The sequence below is a fragment of the Serratia sp. BNK-23 genome (assembly GCF_047456145.1).
Taxonomy (GTDB): domain Bacteria; phylum Pseudomonadota; class Gammaproteobacteria; order Enterobacterales; family Enterobacteriaceae; genus Serratia; species Serratia nematodiphila.
The window spans coordinates 4198362-4216429 of sequence record NZ_CP179900.1 but is presented as its reverse complement, the minus strand read 5'-3'; the positions used below and the strand labels follow the sequence as shown (position 1 = coordinate 4216429).

The following is an 18068-nucleotide window of genomic DNA, read 5'->3' as shown; positions in this document are numbered from 1 at the left end:
CCGTACGGGATGTCATGGTTAATCCGAGCACAGCCTTCACTTCTATTTTCAGCGTCATTAAGGGGTTAATGTGAAACTGGATGAAATCGCGCGTCTCGCGGGCGTTTCGCGCACGACGGCCAGTTATGTCATCAACGGCAAGGCGAAGCAGTATCGTGTCAGCGATAAAACCGTCGAGAAAGTGATGGCCGTGGTCAGGGAGCATAACTATCACCCGAATGCCGTCGCGGCGGGGCTGCGCGCCGGGCGCACCCGTTCTATCGGCCTGGTGATCCCGGATCTGGAAAATACCAGCTATACCCGCATCGCCAACTACCTGGAGCGCCAGGCGCGCCAGCGGGGTTACCAATTGCTGATCGCCTGTTCCGAAGATCAGCCGGATAACGAAATGCGCTGCATTGAGCACCTGCTGCAGCGTCAGGTGGATGCCATTATCGTCTCCACCGCCTTGCCGCCGGAACATCCTTTCTATCAACGCTGGGCCAACGATCCGCTGCCGATCATCGCGCTGGACCGTGCGCTGGATCGCGAGCATTTCATCAGCGTTGTGGGCGCCGATCAGGAAGATGCCTTTGCGCTGGCGCAGGAGCTGCGCACCTTCCCGGCTGAATCGGTGCTGTATCTGGGCGCCTTGCCGGAGCTTTCGGTGAGCTTCCTGCGTGAGCAGGGCTTCCGTCAGGCCTGGCAAGAGGATCCCCGCCACGTCGATTACCTGTACGCCAACAGCTATGAACGCGAAGCCGCCGGCGCGCTGTTTGCCGAATGGCTGAAAACGCACCCGATGCCGCAGGCGCTGTTTACCACGTCGTTCTCTTTATTGCAGGGCGTGATGGACGTGACGCTGAAGCAACTCGGCCGCTTGCCGACCGATCTGGCGATCGCCACCTTCGGCGATCATGAACTGTTGGATTTCCTGGAGTGCCCGGTATTGGCGGTAGCGCAGCGCCATCGCGACGTGGCCGAGCGCGTGCTGGAACTGGTGCTGGCCAGCCTGGACGAACCGCGTAAACCCAAGCCGGGGCTGACGCGCATTCGCCGCAATCTGTTCCGCCGCGGCAGCCTGAGCCGCAAGTAGTTTGCCTGACAGGGGCCCGCGTTGGCGGGCTCCTGCTTTAGACGTAGTCCGCCACCCGGAACAGCCGCCGGCAGTATTCCAGGAAATAGCCATACACCACGCCCATCGCCATGGATACCAGCGCATTGCTGGTTACCGCCGCCAGCATTTGTTGGCCGTCGGCGCCTACGCTCCATAGAATGGCGGCATAAACCGGCGACTGGAAGCTGACGTAGGCCAGCAGATCGGCGAGGTTGCGCAGCAGGAACTGGCCGCGCGGGCAGCGGCGCGCCGTGCGGATAAACAGATCGCGATAGCGGCCGTAAGGCCAGGCGATCAGGATGTTGACCGGGATCGACAACAGGCGTGAAGAGAGGGATTGCTGGAAGCTCATGCCTGAGATCAACACTTCTATCGCCATGCCGGCGATAAAGCAATACACCACCAGTGCGAACGTATCGGCAGCGGCGCTACGCCAGTGAGTAGCGGGCGAAAGCATGTGTCACCCCTTATGGTTAAAACTCTGTTAAATCATTCGTTGTTGGATGTTAAGGCTGGTTTTTTGCCTTTTTTATAGTGTACTCATCTGGATTATGTTTTTTAACTAGGTTTATATTTTTATTTTTAACATTTGTTCGCTTTTTGTCCCGCAGAACAGGGGCGTAGGATGGAGCGGAGAGATTAAAATCGGCGTTTTTAAATAAATCGATTAAAAACATAAGGTTGCGATTTTTCGTTTTTGAAGGGGATTTTTTCCGGCAAAAATTGTGGAAATAAAGGTGTAAGAAAATGAAACCATAATTGTAAACAGGTATTTTGGGAATAATCTTACCAAGTTGATTTGAATCGAAATTACTTCTGCTCGTAATATCCGAGCCATTTATTTTTATCGCGGCCTCATCACGGCGGTGCAAATTGAAGTAAAATAGCGCCCGGTTTTACGGTGAATAACGATTGAGCGTTATTAACTCAAGGAGTTATGGCCTTATTCCGCGATCGGTTCGCCTGGCGCCGAGCCTTGGCGGGCGCGGCTCGCCAGCGGTTACCGCCCTGAGATTGCCGAGCTGAAAAATGAGACATGGCTTGCAGAAGGAAGTAATGAGTTAATTAATCGCCAGTTCGTCAGGTTTTTAATCAGATTCTTTCCGCTTAGAAAATTCTCTCCGTTTATCATGGTGTTAATTTTTAATCGTCGAATAATCAGAGTTTCTTTCGCGAGTCAGCTCCCAAAATGACCAGAGAAATATTGCCAAAGCGCTGGCGCTCTGGCTTGACAAGGTTTTCATACCCTCCGTAAACTCCATTGTGTGGGAATTTGTGGGGTAAAGTGGTGAAAACGGTCACTAAGGGGTAGCTCAGGAATGTTCCGTGGAGCGACGATGGTCAACCTCGACAGCAAAGGGCGGCTCGCCGTACCTACCCGATATCGGGAATTGCTCAACGAGGAATCGCAAGGCCAAATGGTCTGTACCATTGACCTCCATCAGCCCTGTCTGCTGCTTTATCCTTTGCCCGAATGGGAAATTATTGAACAAAAATTATCACGTCTGTCGAGCATGAATCCCGCCGAGCGCCGCGTTCAGCGCCTGCTGTTGGGGCATGCCAGTGAGTGTCAGATGGATAGTGCCGGTCGTTTGCTGTTAGCCAGTACGCTGCGGCAACACGCCGGGCTCACGAAAGAAGTGATGCTGGTCGGTCAGTTCAACAAGTTTGAACTGTGGGATGAACAGACCTGGTATCAACAAGTCAAGGATGATATTGACGCTGAACAGTCGGCTCAGGAACCGTTGTCTGAGCGGCTACAGGACTTGTCGCTATAAGCATGTTGGAAAACTATAAACACACCACCGTCCTGCTGGACGAAGCCGTCAACGGCCTCAACATCCGCAGCAACGGCATATATATCGACGGTACTTTTGGTCGCGGTGGCCATTCTCGTCTGATTCTGTCCCAGCTGGGGCCGGAAGGGCGCTTGCTGGCGATTGACCGTGACCCTCAGGCGATTGCAGCCGCCAAATCTATTGAAGATCCTCGTTTTACCATCGTACACGGCCCATTTTCCGAGTTGTCGCACTATGTGCGGGAGCGCGAGCTGGTGGGCAAGATCGACGGCGTTCTGCTCGATCTGGGCGTTTCCTCGCCGCAGCTTGACGACGCGGAGCGCGGGTTCTCCTTTATGCGCGATGGCCCGCTGGACATGCGCATGGATCCGTCCACCGGCCTGTCCGCCGCGGAATGGCTGATGAAGGCCGAAGCGGACGACATCGCCTGGGTGCTGAAAACCTTTGGCGAGGAGCGTTTCGCCAAGCGCATCGCGCGCGCCATCGTGGAAAGAAACCGCGTGGAGCCGATGACGCGCACCAAAGAGCTGGCGGATCTGATCGCCGATGCCAGTCCGTTCCGGGAAAAGCACAAGCACCCGGCGACGCGCAGCTTCCAGGCGATCCGCATCTATATCAACAGCGAGCTGGAAGAGATCGAGCGTGCGCTCGACGGCGCGCTGGAAGTGCTGGCCCCACAGGGCCGTTTGTCGATAATCAGCTTCCACTCGCTGGAAGACCGCATCGTCAAACGCTTTATGCGTCACCATAGCCGCGGCGCCCAAGTGCCGGCCGGCATTCCGTTGACCGAAGAGCAGCTGCGCGGCATGGGCGGCCGGACGCTGAAAGCGCTGGGCAAAATGATGCCGTCGGAAGCGGAAGTGGCGGACAACCCGCGTGCGCGCAGCTCGGTGCTGCGCATTGCTGAGAGGATGCCCGCGTGATCGGCAACGAACGTCACGGTCTGGTTGGGGTCATTGGCGGCGATCTGCTGCGCAACGCCAAGATCCCCCTGATTTTACTGATTGCGTCACTGGTCTCCGCGATTTTCGTGGTGACTACCGCGCACCGCACCCGCCTGCTGACCGCCGAGCGCGAACAGCTGGTTCTGGAGCGCGATGCGCTGGACATCGAGTGGCGCAACCTGATTTTAGAAGAGAACGCCCTCGGCGATCACAGCCGGGTTGAACGTATCGCGACAGAAAAACTGCAGATGCAACACGTTGATCCATCGCAGGAAAATATCATCGTTAAACAATGAATGGTTTAACCGGAATAATGACACGGAGTAGAAAGGAAACGCATGAAAGCAGCGCGCCCCGGTAAGTTGAGACGCCAGGAAGATCAGGCCAGCTTTGTCAGCTGGCGTTTTGCGTTGCTGTGCGGCTGCATTTTGCTGGCGATGGTTGGCCTGATGTTGCGCGTCGCGTACCTGCAGGTCATCAACCCCGATCGTCTGGTGAAAGAAGGCGACATGCGTTCGCTGCGCGTGCAGGAAGTGCCGACCGCGCGCGGCATGATCAGCGATCGCGCCGGCCGTCCGTTGGCGGTCAGCGTGCCGGTGAATGCGGTGTGGGCCGATCCGAAAGAGCTGAACGAGCGCGGCGGCATCACGCTGGATAGCCGCTGGAAAGCGCTTTCCGATGCGCTGAACATCCCGCTGGACCAACTCTCCAACCGCATCAACGCCAACCCGAAAGGGCGCTTCGTTTATCTGGCGCGCCAGGTTAACCCGGCGATCGGCGACTACATCCACAAACTCAAGCTGCCGGGGATCTACCTGCGGCAGGAGTCGCGCCGTTACTATCCGGCGGGGCAGGTGACGTCGCACATCATCGGCGTGACCAACATCGACGGGCAAGGCATCGAAGGCGTCGAGAAGAGCTTCGACCGCTGGCTGACCGGGCAACCGGGCGAGAGAACGGTGCGTAAGGATCGTTTCGGCCGGGTGATCGAAGACATCTCCTCCGTCGACAGCCAGGCGGCGCACAACCTGGTGCTGAGCGTCGATGAGCGCCTGCAGGCGCTGGTGTATCGCGAGCTGAACAACGCCGTGGCGTTCAACAAGGCCGAATCGGGCACTGCGGTGCTGATCGACGTGAACACCGGCGAAGTGCTGGCGATGGCCAACAGCCCGTCTTACAACCCGAACAACATGGCCGGTACGCCGAAAGAAACCATGCGTAACCGCGCCATCACCGATATTTTTGAACCCGGTTCAACCGTGAAGCCAATGGTGGTGATGACCGCGCTGCAAAACGGCGTGGTGAGAGAAAACAGCGTGCTGAACACCATCCCGTATCGCATTCAGGGCCACGAGATCAAAGACGTGGCGCGGTACTCGGAGCTGTCATTGACCGGGATCTTGCAGAAGTCGAGTAACGTCGGTGTTTCAAAGCTGGCGTTAGCGATGCCGTCCTCAGCGTTAGTAGATACTTACTCTCGTTTTGGGCTGGGAAAAGCGACCAATTTGGGGCTGGTCGGAGAAAGCAGTGGCATATACCCAAAAAAACAACGGTGGTCTGACATAGAGAGGGCCACCTTCTCTTTCGGCTACGGGCTGATGGTAACTCCGTTACAGTTGGCGCGAGTCTATGCAACGATCGGCAGCCTGGGCGTGTATCGCCCATTGTCGATCACCAAGGTTGACCCTCCGGTCGCCGGCGAGCGCGTTTTCCCTGAACCTCTGGTGCGCACCGTGGTGCACATGATGGAAAGCGTGGCCTTGCCGGGCGGCGGCGGCGTAAAAGCCGCCATCAAGGGATACCGTATCGCCATCAAAACCGGTACCGCGAAAAAAGTGGGCCCGGACGGCAAATACGTCAACCGATACATCGCTTATACCGCCGGCGTCGCGCCGGCAAGTAACCCCCGTTTTGCCCTGGTGGTCGTCATCAACGACCCGCAGGGTGGGAAATACTATGGTGGCGCAATCTCCGCGCCGGTGTTCGGCGCCATCATGGGCGGCGTATTGCGCACCATGAACGTCGAGCCTGACGCGTTGCCCACCGGTGACAAAAGCGAATTAGTGATTAACAAGAAAGAGGGTTCAGGTGGCAGATCGTAATTTGCGCGACTTACTCGCCCCGTGGGTGCCGACGGCACCCGGGCGCGCGCTGCGGGAAATGACATTAGACAGCCGTGTGGCGGCTGCCGGGGATCTGTTTGTCGCCGTGGTCGGCCATCAAACGGATGGGCGCCGCTATATTCCGCAGGCCATCGCGCAGGGCGTCGCCGCTGTGATCGCCGAGGCTGACGGTCAGGCCGAAGACGGCGCCATCGTTGAGATGCACGGCGTGCCGGTGATCTACCTGAGCCAACTGAACCAGCGCCTTTCCGCGCTGGCCGGGCGTTTTTACCATCAGCCGGGCGAGCGCTTGCGCCTGGTCGGCGTGACCGGCACCAACGGCAAAACCACCACCACGCAGCTGCTGGCGCAGTGGAGCCAACTGCTGGGCGAAACCAGCGCGGTGATGGGCACCGTCGGCAACGGCCTGCTGGGCCAGGTGTGTCCGACCGAGAATACCACCGGTTCTGCGGTGGATGTTCAACACGTATTAAACGAGTTGGCGGAACAGGGCGCGACCTTCGCCGCCATGGAAGTTTCTTCCCACGGTTTGGTGCAACACCGGGTAGCGGCGCTGCCGTTCGCTGCGGCGGTCTTCACCAACCTGAGCCGCGATCACCTGGATTACCACGGTGATATGGCCAATTACGAAGCGGCCAAATGGTCGCTGTTCGCCGCCCACAACGTGGGGCAGGCGATCATCAACGCCGACGATGAAGTCGGTCAGCGCTGGCTCGGCAAATTGCCGGATGCGGTAGCGGTGACGATGCAGGACAACCTGCAGCCGGGCTGCCACGGCCGCTGGCTGAAAACCACGGCGGTCGACTATCACGACAACGGCGCGACTGTTCGTTTCAGCTCCAGCTGGGGCGACGGCGAGATCGAAAGCCGCCTGATGGGCGCGTTCAACGTCAGCAACCTGCTGTTGGCATTGGCGACGCTGCTGTCGTTGGGCTACCCGCTGGAGGCGCTGGTGGAAACCGGCAGCCGTCTGCAGCCGGTCTGCGGCCGCATGGAAGTGTTTAACGCGCCGGGCAAACCGACGGTAGTGGTGGATTACGCCCACACGCCGGATGCGCTGGAGAAAGCGCTGGAAGCCGCGCGTCTGCACTGCCAGGGGCAGCTGTGGTGTGTGTTCGGCTGCGGCGGCGATCGCGACAAGGGCAAGCGTCCGCTGATGGGCGGCATCGCCGAGCAGTTCGCCGATCGCGTGGTGATCACCGATGACAACCCGCGCACCGAAGAGCCGCGCGCGATTATCAACGACATCCTGACCGGATTGCTGGACGCCGGGCAGGCGCTGGTGATCCACGGCCGCGCCGAAGCGGTGACCAGCGCCATCATGCAGGCGCAGGAGCAGGATGTGGTGCTGGTGGCGGGCAAAGGCCACGAAGATTATCAGCTGGTGGGCAACCGCCGCCTGGATTACTCCGACCGCACGACGGTCGCCCGACTGCTGGGGGTGCTGGCATGATCCCTGTCTCTCTTCAGACACTGGCTGAGGTATTGAGCGCTGAACTGGTGGGCGCCGATTGCCAAATTGTCGAGGTGACGACAGACACCCGCAAGGTGACCGCCGGTTGCCTGTTTGTGGCGCTGAAAGGCGAGCGTTTCGACGCGCACGACTTCGCGGCGGATGCCGTAGCCGCAGGCGCCGGGGCGCTGCTGGTCAGTAAGCGCTTATCAGTGGACGCGCCGCAGCTGGTGGTGCAAGACACCCGTTTGGCGCTGGGCCAGCTTGGCGCCTGGGTGCGTCAACAGGTGCCGGCGCGCGTGGTAGCGCTGACCGGTTCCTCGGGCAAGACATCGGTGAAAGAAATGACCGCCGCCATTCTGCGTGAATGCGGCGAAGTGCTGTATACCGCCGGCAACTTCAATAACGACATCGGCGTGCCGCTGACGCTGTTGCGTCTGGCGCCGCAGCATGATTTTGCCGTGATAGAGCTGGGCGCTAACCACATTGGCGAAATTGCTTACACCACCGCATTGACGCGTCCGCAGACCGCTTTGGTGAACAACCTGGCGGCCGCGCACCTGGAAGGCTTCGGCTCGCTGGCCGGCGTCGCCCAGGCGAAAGGTGAAATCTTTACCGGCCTGCCGGCCGACGGCGTGGCGATCATCAACGCCGATAACAACGACTGGCCGCACTGGCAGAGCATGCTGGGCGGCAAAACCGTCTGGCGCTTCTCGCCGCAGGCGGCCGAAGGCGTGGACTTCTTCGCGGACGACGTGCGGGTGAACGGCGCAGGCACGCAGTTCACGCTGCACAGCCCGTTCGGCAGCGCCGAGATCGCACTGCCGCTGCCGGGGCGCCACAACGTGGCCAACGCGTTGGCGGCCACGGCGCTGGCGATGTCGGTAGGCGCCACCCTGGAAGCGGTGCGTCAGGGGTTAAAACAATTGCAGGCGGTGCCGGGGCGTTTGTTCCCGGTGGCGCTGGCCGAAGGCAAGCTGCTGCTGGACGACAGCTACAACGCCAACGTCGGGTCGATGACCGCGGCGGCGCAGGTGCTGGCGGAGATGCCGGGCTACCGCGTGATGGTGGTCGGCGATATGGCCGAGCTGGGCGCAGAGGCGGAAGAGTGCCACCGTCAGGTGGGCGAAGCCGCCCGTCTGGCCGGGGTCGACAAAGTCATCAGCGTCGGCGGGTTGAGCCGCGTGCTGAGCGAAGCCTCCGGCAATGGCGAACATTATCAGGACAAGACAGCAGTGATCGCGCGCGTGGCGGAATTACTGTCGGAACATGCGGTCATCACCGTGTTAATCAAAGGTTCACGTAGTGCCGCAATGGAGCAGGTAGTACGCGCGTTACAGGAGAAAGCACCATGTTAGTTTGGCTGGCCGAGCATTTGGTCAAGTATTACTCAGGCTTCAACGTCTTTTCTTATCTGACGTTCCGAGCCATTGTCAGCCTGCTGACCGCGCTGTTCCTGTCACTGTGGATGGGCCCGCGGGTGATCAAGCGTCTGCAAGAAATGTCCTTCGGGCAGGTGGTGCGCAACGACGGCCCCGAGTCGCACTTCAGCAAGCGCGGCACGCCGACCATGGGCGGCATCATGATCCTGACCTCCATCACCATTTCGGTGCTGATGTGGGCCTACCCGTCCAACCCGTATGTCTGGTGCGTGCTGTTCGTGCTGGTGGGTTACGGTATTGTCGGTTTCGTCGACGACTACCGCAAGGTGGTGCGTAAGGACACCAAAGGGCTGATCGCCCGCTGGAAGTATTTCTGGCAGTCGGTGATTGCGCTGATTGTCGCATTCGCCATGTACGCCGTAGGAAAAGACACGCCAGCCACCGAGCTGGTTGTGCCGTTCTTTAAGGACGTGATGCCGCAGCTGGGCCTGCTGTACATCCTGCTGGCCTATTTCGTCATCGTCGGCACCAGCAACGCGGTCAACCTGACTGACGGCCTGGACGGCCTGGCGATTATGCCGACGGTATTCGTGGCGGCCGGTTTCGCGCTGGTGGCCTGGGCGACCGGTAACATGAACTTCGCCAACTACCTGCATATTCCGTATCTGCGTCATGCCGGTGAGTTGGTGATTGTCTGCACCGCCATCGTCGGCGCCGGCCTCGGGTTCCTGTGGTTCAACACCTACCCGGCTCAGGTGTTTATGGGCGACGTCGGTTCGCTGGCGCTGGGCGGCGCGCTGGGCACCATCGCGGTGCTGCTGCGCCAGGAGTTCTTGTTGGTGATCATGGGCGGCGTGTTCGTGGTAGAGACGCTGTCGGTGATCCTGCAGGTGGGATCGTTCAAGCTGCGCGGACAACGCATTTTCCGCATGGCGCCGATTCACCACCACTATGAATTGAAAGGCTGGCCGGAGCCGCGCGTGATCGTGCGCTTCTGGATCATTTCGCTGATGCTAGTGCTGATTGGCCTGGCAACGCTGAAGGTGCGTTAATCATGGCAGACTATCAGGGTAGAAAAGTCGTCATCATCGGGTTGGGCCTCACCGGCCTGTCCTGTGTCGATTTCTTCATGGCGCGCGGCGTGACGCCGCGCGTGATGGATACCCGTATCGCGCCGCCAGGGTTGGACAAACTGCCTGAAAGCGTGGAGCGCCATCTGGGCGATCTGAACCAGGACTGGCTGCTGGCGGCGGATCTGATCGTCGCCAGCCCGGGCGTCGCGCTGGCGACCCCGGCATTGAGCGCCGCGGCGGAAGCCGGCGTGGAAATCGTCGGCGACGTCGAACTGTTCTGCCGCGAGGCGCAGGCGCCGATCGTGGCGATTACCGGCTCCAACGGCAAGAGCACCGTCACCACCCTGGTGGGTGAGATGGCGAAAGCCGCCGGTTGGGCGGTGGGCGTGGGCGGCAATATCGGCCTGCCGGCGCTGAGCCTGTTGCGCCAGGAATGTCAGCTTTACGTGCTGGAGCTGTCCAGCTTCCAGCTGGAAACGACGCATAGCCTGCGGGCGGCGGCGGCGACCATCCTGAACGTGACCGAAGATCATATGGATCGCTATCCGTTCGGCCTGCAGCAGTATCGCGGCGCCAAGCTGCGCGTGTATGAAAACGCCGCGGTGTGCGTGGTGAACGCGGACGATGCGCTGACCATGCCGGTGCGCGGCGCCGACGAACGCTGCGTCAGCTTCGGGGCGGATGTGGGTGACTATCACCTGAACCGTCAGCAGGGCGAAACCTGGCTGCGGGTGCGCGGTGAGAAGGTGCTGAATACGCGCGAGATGAAGCTGACCGGTCGCCACAACTACACCAACGCCCTGGCGGCGCTGGCGTTGGCGGATGCGGTCAATATCCCGCGTGCCTCCAGCCTGAAGGCGTTGACCACCTTCACCGGCCTGGCGCACCGCTTCCAGCTGGCCTGGGAGAACAACGGCGTGCGTTGGATCAACGATTCCAAAGCCACCAACGTCGGCAGCACCGAAGCGGCGCTGAACGGCCTGCAGGTGGACGGCACGCTGCATCTGCTGCTGGGCGGCGACGGCAAGTCCGCCGATTTCTCGCCGCTGGCGCGCTATCTGCAGGGCGACAACGTGCGGCTGTATTGCTTTGGCCGCGACGGCGCCCAGCTGGCGCAGCTGCGGCCGGAAGTGGCGACGCTGACCGAGACCATGGAGCAGGCGATGCGCACCATCGCCGGCCGCGTACAGCCCGGCGATATGGTGCTGTTGTCGCCGGCCTGCGCCAGTCTCGATCAGTTCCGTAATTTTGAAGTGCGCGGCGATGAGTTCGCCCGCCTGGCGCAGGAGCTTGGCGGATGAAACTACGCTTGCCGAACTTCGGGCTGACAGAACGGCTGAAAGACTGGGTGACCGGCGCGCGCGACAACGACGCGGTCAACATGGTGCTGTACGATCGCACCCTGCTGTGGCTGACCTTCGGGTTGGCGATCATCGGCTTCGTGATGGTGACCTCGGCGTCGATGCCGATCGGCCAACGCCTGGCGGACGATCCGTTCCTGTTCGCCAAACGCGATGCGCTGTACCTCGGCCTGGCGTTCGGCTTGTCTCTGGTGACGCTGCGCATCCCGATGGAAGTTTGGCAGCGCTACAGCAACGTGATGCTGCTGATGTCGATCGTGATGCTGCTGATCGTGCTGGTGGTGGGGAGCTCGGTGAACGGGGCCTCGCGCTGGATCGCGCTCGGCCCGCTGCGTATTCAGCCGGCGGAGCTGTCCAAGCTGTCGCTGTTCTGCTATCTGGCGAGCTATCTGGTGCGCAAGGTGGAAGAGGTGCGCAGCAACTTCTGGGGCTTCTGCAAGCCGATGGGCGTGATGGTGGTGCTGGCGGTGCTGCTGCTGGCGCAGCCGGACCTCGGCACCGTGGTGGTGCTGTTCATCACCACGCTGGCGATGCTGTTCCTGGCCGGCGCGAAAATGTGGCAGTTCCTGGCGATCATCGGCTCCGGCGTGTTCGCCGTGGTGCTGCTGATTATCGCGGAACCCTACCGTATGCGCCGCGTGACCTCGTTCTGGAACCCGTGGGCCGACCCGTTCGGCAGCGGCTACCAGCTGACCCAGTCGCTGATGGCATTCGGTCGCGGCGAGTTCTGGGGGCAGGGGCTCGGCAACTCGGTGCAGAAACTGGAGTATTTGCCGGAAGCGCACACCGACTTCATCTTCTCCATTTTGGGTGAAGAACTGGGCTATATCGGTGTGGTTTTAGCCCTGTTAATGGTATTCTTCGTCGCTTTTCGCGCGATGTCCATCGGGCGCCGCGCGCTGGAGATCGACCAACGCTTCTCCGGCTTCCTGGCCTGCGCGATCGGCGTGTGGTTCAGCTTCCAGGCGCTGGTTAACGTCGGCGCCGCCGCAGGCATGCTGCCGACCAAAGGTCTGACGCTGCCGCTGATCAGTTACGGCGGCTCGAGCTTGCTGATTATGTCGACGGCGATCGTGCTGTTGCTGCGAATTGATTATGAAACGCGCCTGACCAAGGCTCAGGCGTTTGTGAAGAGGTAAGGGATGAGCGGGAAACCTAAGCGTTTAATGGTGATGGCAGGCGGTACCGGCGGGCACGTGTTCCCGGGGCTGGCGGTCGCGCATCATCTGATGGCGCAGGGCTGGCAGGTGCGCTGGCTCGGAACCGCAGACCGAATGGAAGCCGATCTGGTGCCGAAGCACGGGATCGAGATTGATTTTATCCGCATCTCCGGCCTGCGCGGCAAGGGCCTGAAGGCCCAGTTGACGGCGCCGCTGCGGATCTGGCAGGCAGTGCGGCAGGCGAAAGCCATCATGCGCAGTTATCAGCCGGATGTGGTGCTGGGGATGGGGGGCTACGTTTCCGGCCCCGGCGGCCTGGCGGCCTGGCAGTGTGGCATCCCGGTGGTGCTGCACGAACAGAACGGCATTGCCGGCTTGACCAACCGCTGGCTGGCGCGCATCGCCGCCAAAGTGATGCAGGCCTTCCCCGGCGCGTTCCCGAACGCCGAGGTGGTGGGCAACCCGGTACGTACCGACGTGTTGGCGCTACCGTTGCCGGCGGAGCGGTTGCAGGGGCGCGAAGGCCCGATCCGCGTGCTGGTGATTGGCGGAAGTCAGGGCGCGCGCGTGCTGAATCAGACAGTTCCTGAAGTCGCGGCGCGTTTGGGCGATAGAATTACGCTCTGGCATCAGGTTGGCAAGGGCGCGCTGGAAACGGTGCTGCGCGATTACGAAAGGGTAGGGCAGACGCAGCACAAGGTGACCGAGTTCATCGACGACATGGCCGCCGCCTATGCCTGGGCCGACGTGGTGGTCTGCCGCTCCGGCGCGTTGACCGTCAGCGAAATCGCGGCGGCGGGGCTGCCGGCGATTTTCGTGCCGTTCATGCACAAGGACCGCCAGCAGTACTGGAATGCGCGTCCGCTGGAAGAAGCCGGCGCGGCGAAGATTATCGAACAGCCGCAGTTCAACGCCGATGTGGTGGCCGAACTGCTGGCGAGCTGGGATCGCAAGACGCTGCTGGCCATGGCCGAGAAAGCGCGCGCGGTCGCCATTCCGGACGCCACCGAGCGCGTGGCGGCGGAGCTGGTGCGGCTCGCCAAGTAACGAGTGCAGGGGTTCGGTGCGCCGAACCTGAATAAAAGCAATGTGATGTAGGGCCGGGGTACCGGATCCGGATTAGAGAGAGTGATGAATACACAACAACTGGCGAAACTACGTACTATCGTGCCCGAGATGCGTCGCGTCCGGCACATTCACTTTGTCGGCATCGGTGGCGCCGGCATGGGTGGTATCGCCGAAGTGTTGGCAAACGAAGGGTATCAGATCAGCGGCTCCGACCTGGCGCCGAATCCGGTGACCCAACAGCTGAGCGCGCTCGGAGCGACGATTTATTTCAATCACCGTCCGGAAAACGTGCTGGATGCGAGCGTGGTGGTGGTCTCTACCGCCATCTCCGCCGACAACCCGGAGATCGTCGCCGCTCGTGAAGCGCGCATCCCGGTGATCCGCCGCGCTGAAATGCTGGCGGAGCTGATGCGTTTTCGTCACGGCATCGCTATTGCCGGCACGCACGGCAAAACCACCACCACGGCGATGGTCTCGAGCATTTATGCCGAAGCCCGCCTGGACCCGACCTTCGTCAACGGCGGGCTGGTGAAGGCGGCGGGTACCCACGCACGACTGGGGTCCAGCCGTTATCTGATCGCGGAAGCGGATGAGAGCGATGCGTCGTTCCTGCATCTGCAGCCGATGGTGGCCGTGGTCACCAACATTGAAGCCGACCACATGGACACCTACCAGGGCGACTTCGAGAACCTGAAGCAGACGTTTATCAATTTCTTGCACAACCTGCCGTTCTACGGCCGTGCGGTGATGTGCATTGACGATCCGGTGGTGCGTGAGCTGTTGCCGCGCGTGGGGCGCCATATCACCACCTACGGCTTCAGTGAGGATGCCGATGTGCGCATCGAAGACTACCGGCAGATTGGGCCGCAGGGGCACTTTACCCTGAGCCGTCAGGACAAACCGTTGCTGACGGTGATGCTGAACGCGCCGGGCCGCCACAATGCGTTGAACGCAGCGGCGGCGGTGGCGGTAGCGACCGAAGAAGGCATCGACGACGAAGATATCCTGCGCGCGCTGGCGGGCTTCCAGGGCACCGGGCGCCGCTTCGATTTCCTCGGCGAGTTCCCGCTGGAACCGGTCAACGGCAAAGCGGGCAGCGCGATGCTGGTGGACGATTACGGCCACCATCCGACCGAGGTGGACGCCACGCTGAAAGCGGCGCGCGCCGGCTGGCCGGACAAGCGTCTGGTGATGATCTTCCAGCCGCACCGTTATACGCGCACCCGCGATCTGTACGACGATTTCGCCAACGTGCTGTCGCAGGTGGATGTGCTGCTGATGCTTGACGTGTACGCCGCCGGCGAAGCGCCGATCCCGGGCGCGGACAGCCGTTCGCTGTGCCGCACCATCCGCAGCCGCGGCAAGCTGGATCCGATCCTGGTTTCCGATGCCGATAGCGTGCCGGAAACCCTGGCGCAGCTGCTGCAGGATGAAGACCTGGTGCTGGTGCAGGGCGCCGGCAACGTGGGCAAAATCGCCCGTAAACTGGCCGAGCTGAAGCTGCAGCCGCCGAAGAAAGAGGAGGAGCACCATGGCTGATAAAGTTGCAGTTCTGCTGGGCGGCACCTCCGCCGAACGCGAAGTTTCTCTGCAATCCGGCGCCGCGGTGCTGGCTGGGTTGCGCGAAGCCGGTATCGATGCGCACGGTGTCGATACCCGCGATTTCCCGGTGACCCAGCTGAAAGATCAAGGGTTCACCAAAGTGTTTATCGCGCTGCACGGGCGCGGCGGCGAGGACGGCACCCTGCAAGGGCTGCTGGAGTTCCTCGAACTGCCTTATACCGGCAGTGGCGTGATGGCCTCGGCGCTGACCATGGACAAATGGCGCACCAAGATGGTGTGGCAGTCGATGGGCTTGCCGGTAGCGCCTTACGTGGCGCTGAATCGCCAGCTGTACCTCGGCGCCGAAAAAGCGGCGCTGCTGGCGCGCGTGGCGGATCTCGGTTTGCCGCTGATCGTCAAGCCGAGCCGTGAAGGCTCCAGCGTCGGTATGAGCAAGGTCACCGAAAGCGCGGCGTTGGCAGCGGCGCTGGAAGAAGCCTTCCGCCATGACGACGATGTGCTGGTGGAGAAGTGGTTGAGCGGCCCGGAATACACCGTGGCGATGCTGGGCGACCAGGTTCTGCCGTCAATCCGCATCCAGCCGGCCGGCGTGTTTTACGACTACCAGGCCAAGTACATTTCGGACGACACGCAGTACTTCTGCCCGAGCGGTTTGAGCGCCGAGCAGGAAGCCGAGATGGCGGCGTTGGCGCTGCGCGCCTACCGCGGTCTGGACTGCAGCGGCTGGGGCCGCGTCGACGTGATGCAAGACAGCGATGGCCGCTTCTATCTGCTTGAGGTGAACACCTCTCCGGGCATGACCAGTCATAGCCTGGTGCCGATGGCGGCGCGCCAGTTTGGATTAAGCTTCTCGCAGTTGGTGGCGAGAATTTTGGAGTTGGCCGACTGATATGTCGCAAGCTGCCCTGAATGCGCGCGATCGCGAGGTGGATAACGGCCCGCGCCGCAGCAATGGAACCCAGTTGGCGGGAATGATTTTCCTGCTGATGGTGTTGGGAACGGTCGTGTGGAGCGGTTGGGCGGTGCTTGGCTGGATGAAAGACGCCAGCCGCCTGCCGCTCTCAAGGCTGGTGGTGACCGGCGAACGCCATTACACCACCAACGATGATATTCGTCAGGCGATCCTGGCGCTGGGCGCACCCGGCACCTTTATGACGCAGGATGTGGACGTCATCCAGCAGCAGATCGAACGTCTGCCGTGGATCAAGCAGGCCAGCGTGCGCAAACAATGGCCGGATGAGCTGAAGATCCATCTGGTGGAGTACGTCCCGGTGGCGCGCTGGAACGATTTGCACATGGTGGACGCCGAGGGCAAAGCGTTCAGCGTGCCGGCGGAGCGGGCGGGCAAGCAGAAGTTGCCGCTGCTCTACGGGCCGGAAGGGAGCGAGCAGGATGTGCTGGAAGGCTATCGGGCGATGAGCGCCACGTTGGCGGCCAGCAAATATACGCTGAAAATGGCGGCGATGACCGCGCGCCATTCCTGGCAGCTGGCGCTGGACAACGATGTCCGGCTTGAGCTGGGGCGCGATGACCGCAACGGGCGTTTGCAGCGGTTTATCGAGCTTTACCCGGTATTGCAGCAGCAGGGTCAGGCGGAGAGCAAGCGTGTCAGCTATGTCGATCTGCGCTACGAGTCCGGCGCTTCGGTAGGGTGGGCTCCGGTGTTGGTCGATCCGCAGGCGCTTGGCGGTCAGCAAAACAGTAATCAGCAACAGAATCAGGCACAGGCAAAACAACAATGATCAAGTCGACGGACAGAAAACTGGTAGTTGGACTGGAGATCGGTACTGCAAAAGTCTCCGCGTTGGTAGGGGAAGTTCTGCCCGATGGCATGGTCAACATTATCGGGGTGGGCAGCTGCCCGTCTCGCGGTATGGATAAGGGTGGCGTAAACGACCTGGAATCGGTGGTGAAGTGCGTACAGCGCGCCATCGATCAGGCCGAGCTGATGGCGGACTGCCAGATCTCTTCGGTGTACCTGGCGCTGTCGGGCAAACACATCAGCTGCCAGAACGAAATCGGCATGGTGCCGATCTCGGAAGAGGAAGTGACGCAGGACGACGTGGAGAATGTGGTGCACACCGCCAAATCGGTGCGCGTGCGCGACGAACACCGTATCCTGCACGTGATTCCTCAGGAATACGCCATCGATTATCAGGAAGGCATCAAAAACCCGGTTGGGCTGTCCGGCGTGCGCATGCAGGCCAAGGTGCATCTGATTACCTGCCATAACGATATGGCGAAGAACATCGTCAAGGCCGTGGAACGTTGCGGCCTGAAAGTTGACCAACTTATTTTCGCCGGTCTGGCCGCGAGCTACGCGGTGCTGACCGAAGATGAACGCGAACTCGGCGTTTGCGTGGTGGATATCGGCGGCGGCACCATGGATATGGCGGTGTATACCGGCGGTGCGCTGCGCCACACCAAAGTGATCCCTTATGCCGGGAACGTGGTCACCAGCGATATCGCCTACGCCTTCGGCACGCCGCCGACCGATGCGGAAGCGATTAAAGTTCGACACGGTTGTGCGCTTGGGTCGATTGTTAGCAAGGATGAGAATGTAGAGGTGCCTAGCGTCGGGGGACGTCCTCCGCGCAGTCTGCAAAGACAGACGCTGGCTGAAGTCATTGAGCCACGCTACACCGAACTGTTGAATCTGGTTAACGATGAAATTTTGCAATTGCAGGAGCAACTGCGTCAGCAAGGGGTGAAGCATCATCTGGCGGCAGGTATCGTGCTGACCGGTGGCGCCGCCCAGATTGATGGCCTGGCAGCCTGTGCGCAACGGGTGTTCCACACTCAGGTACGCATCGGCCAACCCTTGAACATCACGGGGCTGACGGATTATGCGCAGGAGCCTTACTACTCGACGGCGGTAGGTCTGCTGCACTATGGAAAAGAGTCTCACCTGAGCGGTGAGACAGAAGTAGAAAAACGCGCCTCGGTGGGCAATTGGTTTAAACGCATCAATAGCTGGCTGAGAAAAGAGTTTTAATGTTTCAACAAAGAGATCATGCTGAGTAATCTTTTTATGATCTCGCAGCGA

16 protein-coding genes are annotated in these 18068 nt (G+C 60.8%); 15 read left to right on the top strand and 1 reads right to left on the bottom strand.

Going from position 1 to position 18068, the window contains the following annotated elements; genetic code table 11:
- Window positions 1–70 precede the first annotated feature (70 nt).
- Window positions 71–1075: a catabolite repressor/activator gene (gene cra, locus ACMGF9_RS20105; protein WP_044029694.1), complete on the top strand. Its 1005-nt coding sequence runs from the start codon at window positions 71–73 to the stop codon at window positions 1073–1075.
- Window positions 1076–1112: 37 nt separating this feature from the next.
- Here the strand turns inward: cra and ACMGF9_RS20100 are convergent, their stop codons facing one another.
- Window positions 1113–1553, bottom strand: a complete 441-nt coding sequence (locus ACMGF9_RS20100) for an L-alanine exporter AlaE (protein ID WP_004932798.1) — start codon at window positions 1551–1553, stop codon at window positions 1113–1115.
- A gap of 862 nt (window positions 1554–2415) precedes the next feature.
- On the opposite strand from ACMGF9_RS20100, the gene mraZ reads away from it, so the two are divergent.
- The 14 genes from mraZ to ftsA all read left to right on the top strand — a co-directional run bounded on the left by mraZ (window position 2416) and on the right by ftsA (window position 18017).
- Window positions 2416–2874, top strand: coding sequence for a division/cell wall cluster transcriptional repressor MraZ (gene mraZ / locus ACMGF9_RS20095; protein ID WP_031300396.1), 459 nt, complete (start codon window positions 2416–2418; stop codon window positions 2872–2874).
- A 2-nt stretch (window positions 2875–2876) separates the two neighbouring features.
- A complete protein-coding gene (gene rsmH / locus ACMGF9_RS20090; RefSeq protein ID WP_004932794.1) occupies window positions 2877–3818 on the top strand; it encodes a 16S rRNA (cytosine(1402)-N(4))-methyltransferase RsmH in 942 nt (313 codons plus the stop codon).
- Window positions 3815–4135: a cell division protein FtsL gene (ftsL, locus tag ACMGF9_RS20085; RefSeq protein ID WP_015376645.1), complete on the top strand. Its 321-nt coding sequence runs from the start codon at window positions 3815–3817 to the stop codon at window positions 4133–4135. The genes rsmH and ftsL overlap by 4 nt, the downstream gene beginning before the upstream one ends.
- Before the next feature lie 42 nt (window positions 4136–4177).
- Window positions 4178–5941: a peptidoglycan glycosyltransferase FtsI gene (locus ACMGF9_RS20080; RefSeq protein WP_004932790.1), complete on the top strand. Its 1764-nt coding sequence runs from the start codon at window positions 4178–4180 to the stop codon at window positions 5939–5941.
- Window positions 5928–7415, top strand: a complete 1488-nt coding sequence (gene murE, locus ACMGF9_RS20075) for a UDP-N-acetylmuramoyl-L-alanyl-D-glutamate--2,6-diaminopimelate ligase (RefSeq protein ID WP_015376646.1) — start codon at window positions 5928–5930, stop codon at window positions 7413–7415. The genes ACMGF9_RS20080 and murE overlap by 14 nt, the downstream gene beginning before the upstream one ends.
- Window positions 7412–8773: a UDP-N-acetylmuramoyl-tripeptide--D-alanyl-D-alanine ligase gene (gene murF, locus ACMGF9_RS20070; protein ID WP_076740941.1), complete on the top strand. Its 1362-nt coding sequence runs from the start codon at window positions 7412–7414 to the stop codon at window positions 8771–8773. Before murE ends, murF begins: the two co-directional genes overlap by 4 nt.
- The gene (mraY, locus tag ACMGF9_RS20065) at window positions 8767–9849 is read left to right on the top strand and encodes a phospho-N-acetylmuramoyl-pentapeptide-transferase (RefSeq protein WP_004932782.1); all 1083 of its coding nucleotides are present in this window, start codon (window positions 8767–8769) and stop codon (window positions 9847–9849) included. Before murF ends, mraY begins: the two co-directional genes overlap by 7 nt.
- 2 nt (window positions 9850–9851) lie before the next feature.
- A complete protein-coding gene (gene murD / locus ACMGF9_RS20060; protein ID WP_015376648.1) occupies window positions 9852–11171 on the top strand; it encodes a UDP-N-acetylmuramoyl-L-alanine--D-glutamate ligase in 1320 nt (439 codons plus the stop codon).
- Entirely contained in the window at window positions 11168–12370 is a 1203-nt protein-coding gene (gene ftsW, locus ACMGF9_RS20055; RefSeq protein WP_015376649.1) for a cell division protein FtsW, read from the top strand. Before murD ends, ftsW begins: the two co-directional genes overlap by 4 nt.
- Before the next feature lie 3 nt (window positions 12371–12373).
- On the top strand, window positions 12374–13438 hold the full coding sequence (murG, locus tag ACMGF9_RS20050) for an undecaprenyldiphospho-muramoylpentapeptide beta-N-acetylglucosaminyltransferase (protein WP_004932773.1): 1065 nt from the start codon (window positions 12374–12376) through the stop codon (window positions 13436–13438).
- An 84-nt stretch (window positions 13439–13522) separates the two neighbouring features.
- Window positions 13523–14998 carry a UDP-N-acetylmuramate--L-alanine ligase gene (murC, locus tag ACMGF9_RS20045; RefSeq protein ID WP_414160380.1) on the top strand — a complete coding sequence of 492 codons (1476 nt, stop codon included), beginning with the start codon at window positions 13523–13525 and terminating at the stop codon, window positions 14996–14998.
- A complete protein-coding gene (locus ACMGF9_RS20040; protein ID WP_021505336.1) occupies window positions 14991–15911 on the top strand; it encodes a D-alanine--D-alanine ligase in 921 nt (306 codons plus the stop codon). The genes murC and ACMGF9_RS20040 overlap by 8 nt, the downstream gene beginning before the upstream one ends.
- 1 nt (window position 15912) lies before the next feature.
- The gene (gene ftsQ, locus ACMGF9_RS20035; RefSeq protein WP_004932761.1) at window positions 15913–16764 is read left to right on the top strand and encodes a cell division protein FtsQ; all 852 of its coding nucleotides are present in this window, start codon (window positions 15913–15915) and stop codon (window positions 16762–16764) included.
- Window positions 16761–18017: a cell division protein FtsA gene (ftsA, locus tag ACMGF9_RS20030; protein WP_004932758.1), complete on the top strand. Its 1257-nt coding sequence runs from the start codon at window positions 16761–16763 to the stop codon at window positions 18015–18017. The genes ftsQ and ftsA overlap by 4 nt, the downstream gene beginning before the upstream one ends.
- Window positions 18018–18068 lie beyond the last annotated feature (51 nt).

Excerpts from the sequence above, each read along its gene's own strand:
- ftsW (WP_015376649.1), top strand. The coding sequence starts at position 11,168 with ATGAAACTACGCTTGCCGAACTTCGGGCTGACAGAACGGCTGAAAGAC.
- ACMGF9_RS20040 (WP_021505336.1), top strand. The coding sequence starts at position 14,991 with ATGGCTGATAAAGTTGCAGTTCTGCTGGGCGGCACCTCCGCCGAACGC.
- ACMGF9_RS20100 (WP_004932798.1), bottom strand. The coding sequence starts at position 1,553 with ATGCTTTCGCCCGCTACTCACTGGCGTAGCGCCGCTGCCGATACGTTC.
- mraZ (WP_031300396.1), top strand. The coding sequence starts at position 2,416 with ATGTTCCGTGGAGCGACGATGGTCAACCTCGACAGCAAAGGGCGGCTC.
- murD (WP_015376648.1), top strand. The coding sequence starts at position 9,852 with ATGGCAGACTATCAGGGTAGAAAAGTCGTCATCATCGGGTTGGGCCTC.
- murG (WP_004932773.1), top strand. The coding sequence starts at position 12,374 with ATGAGCGGGAAACCTAAGCGTTTAATGGTGATGGCAGGCGGTACCGGC.
- ftsA (WP_004932758.1), top strand. The coding sequence starts at position 16,761 with ATGATCAAGTCGACGGACAGAAAACTGGTAGTTGGACTGGAGATCGGT.
- ACMGF9_RS20080 (WP_004932790.1), top strand. The coding sequence starts at position 4,178 with ATGAAAGCAGCGCGCCCCGGTAAGTTGAGACGCCAGGAAGATCAGGCC.
- murC (WP_414160380.1), top strand. The coding sequence starts at position 13,523 with ATGAATACACAACAACTGGCGAAACTACGTACTATCGTGCCCGAGATG.
- ftsQ (WP_004932761.1), top strand. The coding sequence starts at position 15,913 with ATGTCGCAAGCTGCCCTGAATGCGCGCGATCGCGAGGTGGATAACGGC.
- murF (WP_076740941.1), top strand. The coding sequence starts at position 7,412 with ATGATCCCTGTCTCTCTTCAGACACTGGCTGAGGTATTGAGCGCTGAA.
- rsmH (WP_004932794.1), top strand. The coding sequence starts at position 2,877 with ATGTTGGAAAACTATAAACACACCACCGTCCTGCTGGACGAAGCCGTC.
- mraY (WP_004932782.1), top strand. The coding sequence starts at position 8,767 with ATGTTAGTTTGGCTGGCCGAGCATTTGGTCAAGTATTACTCAGGCTTC.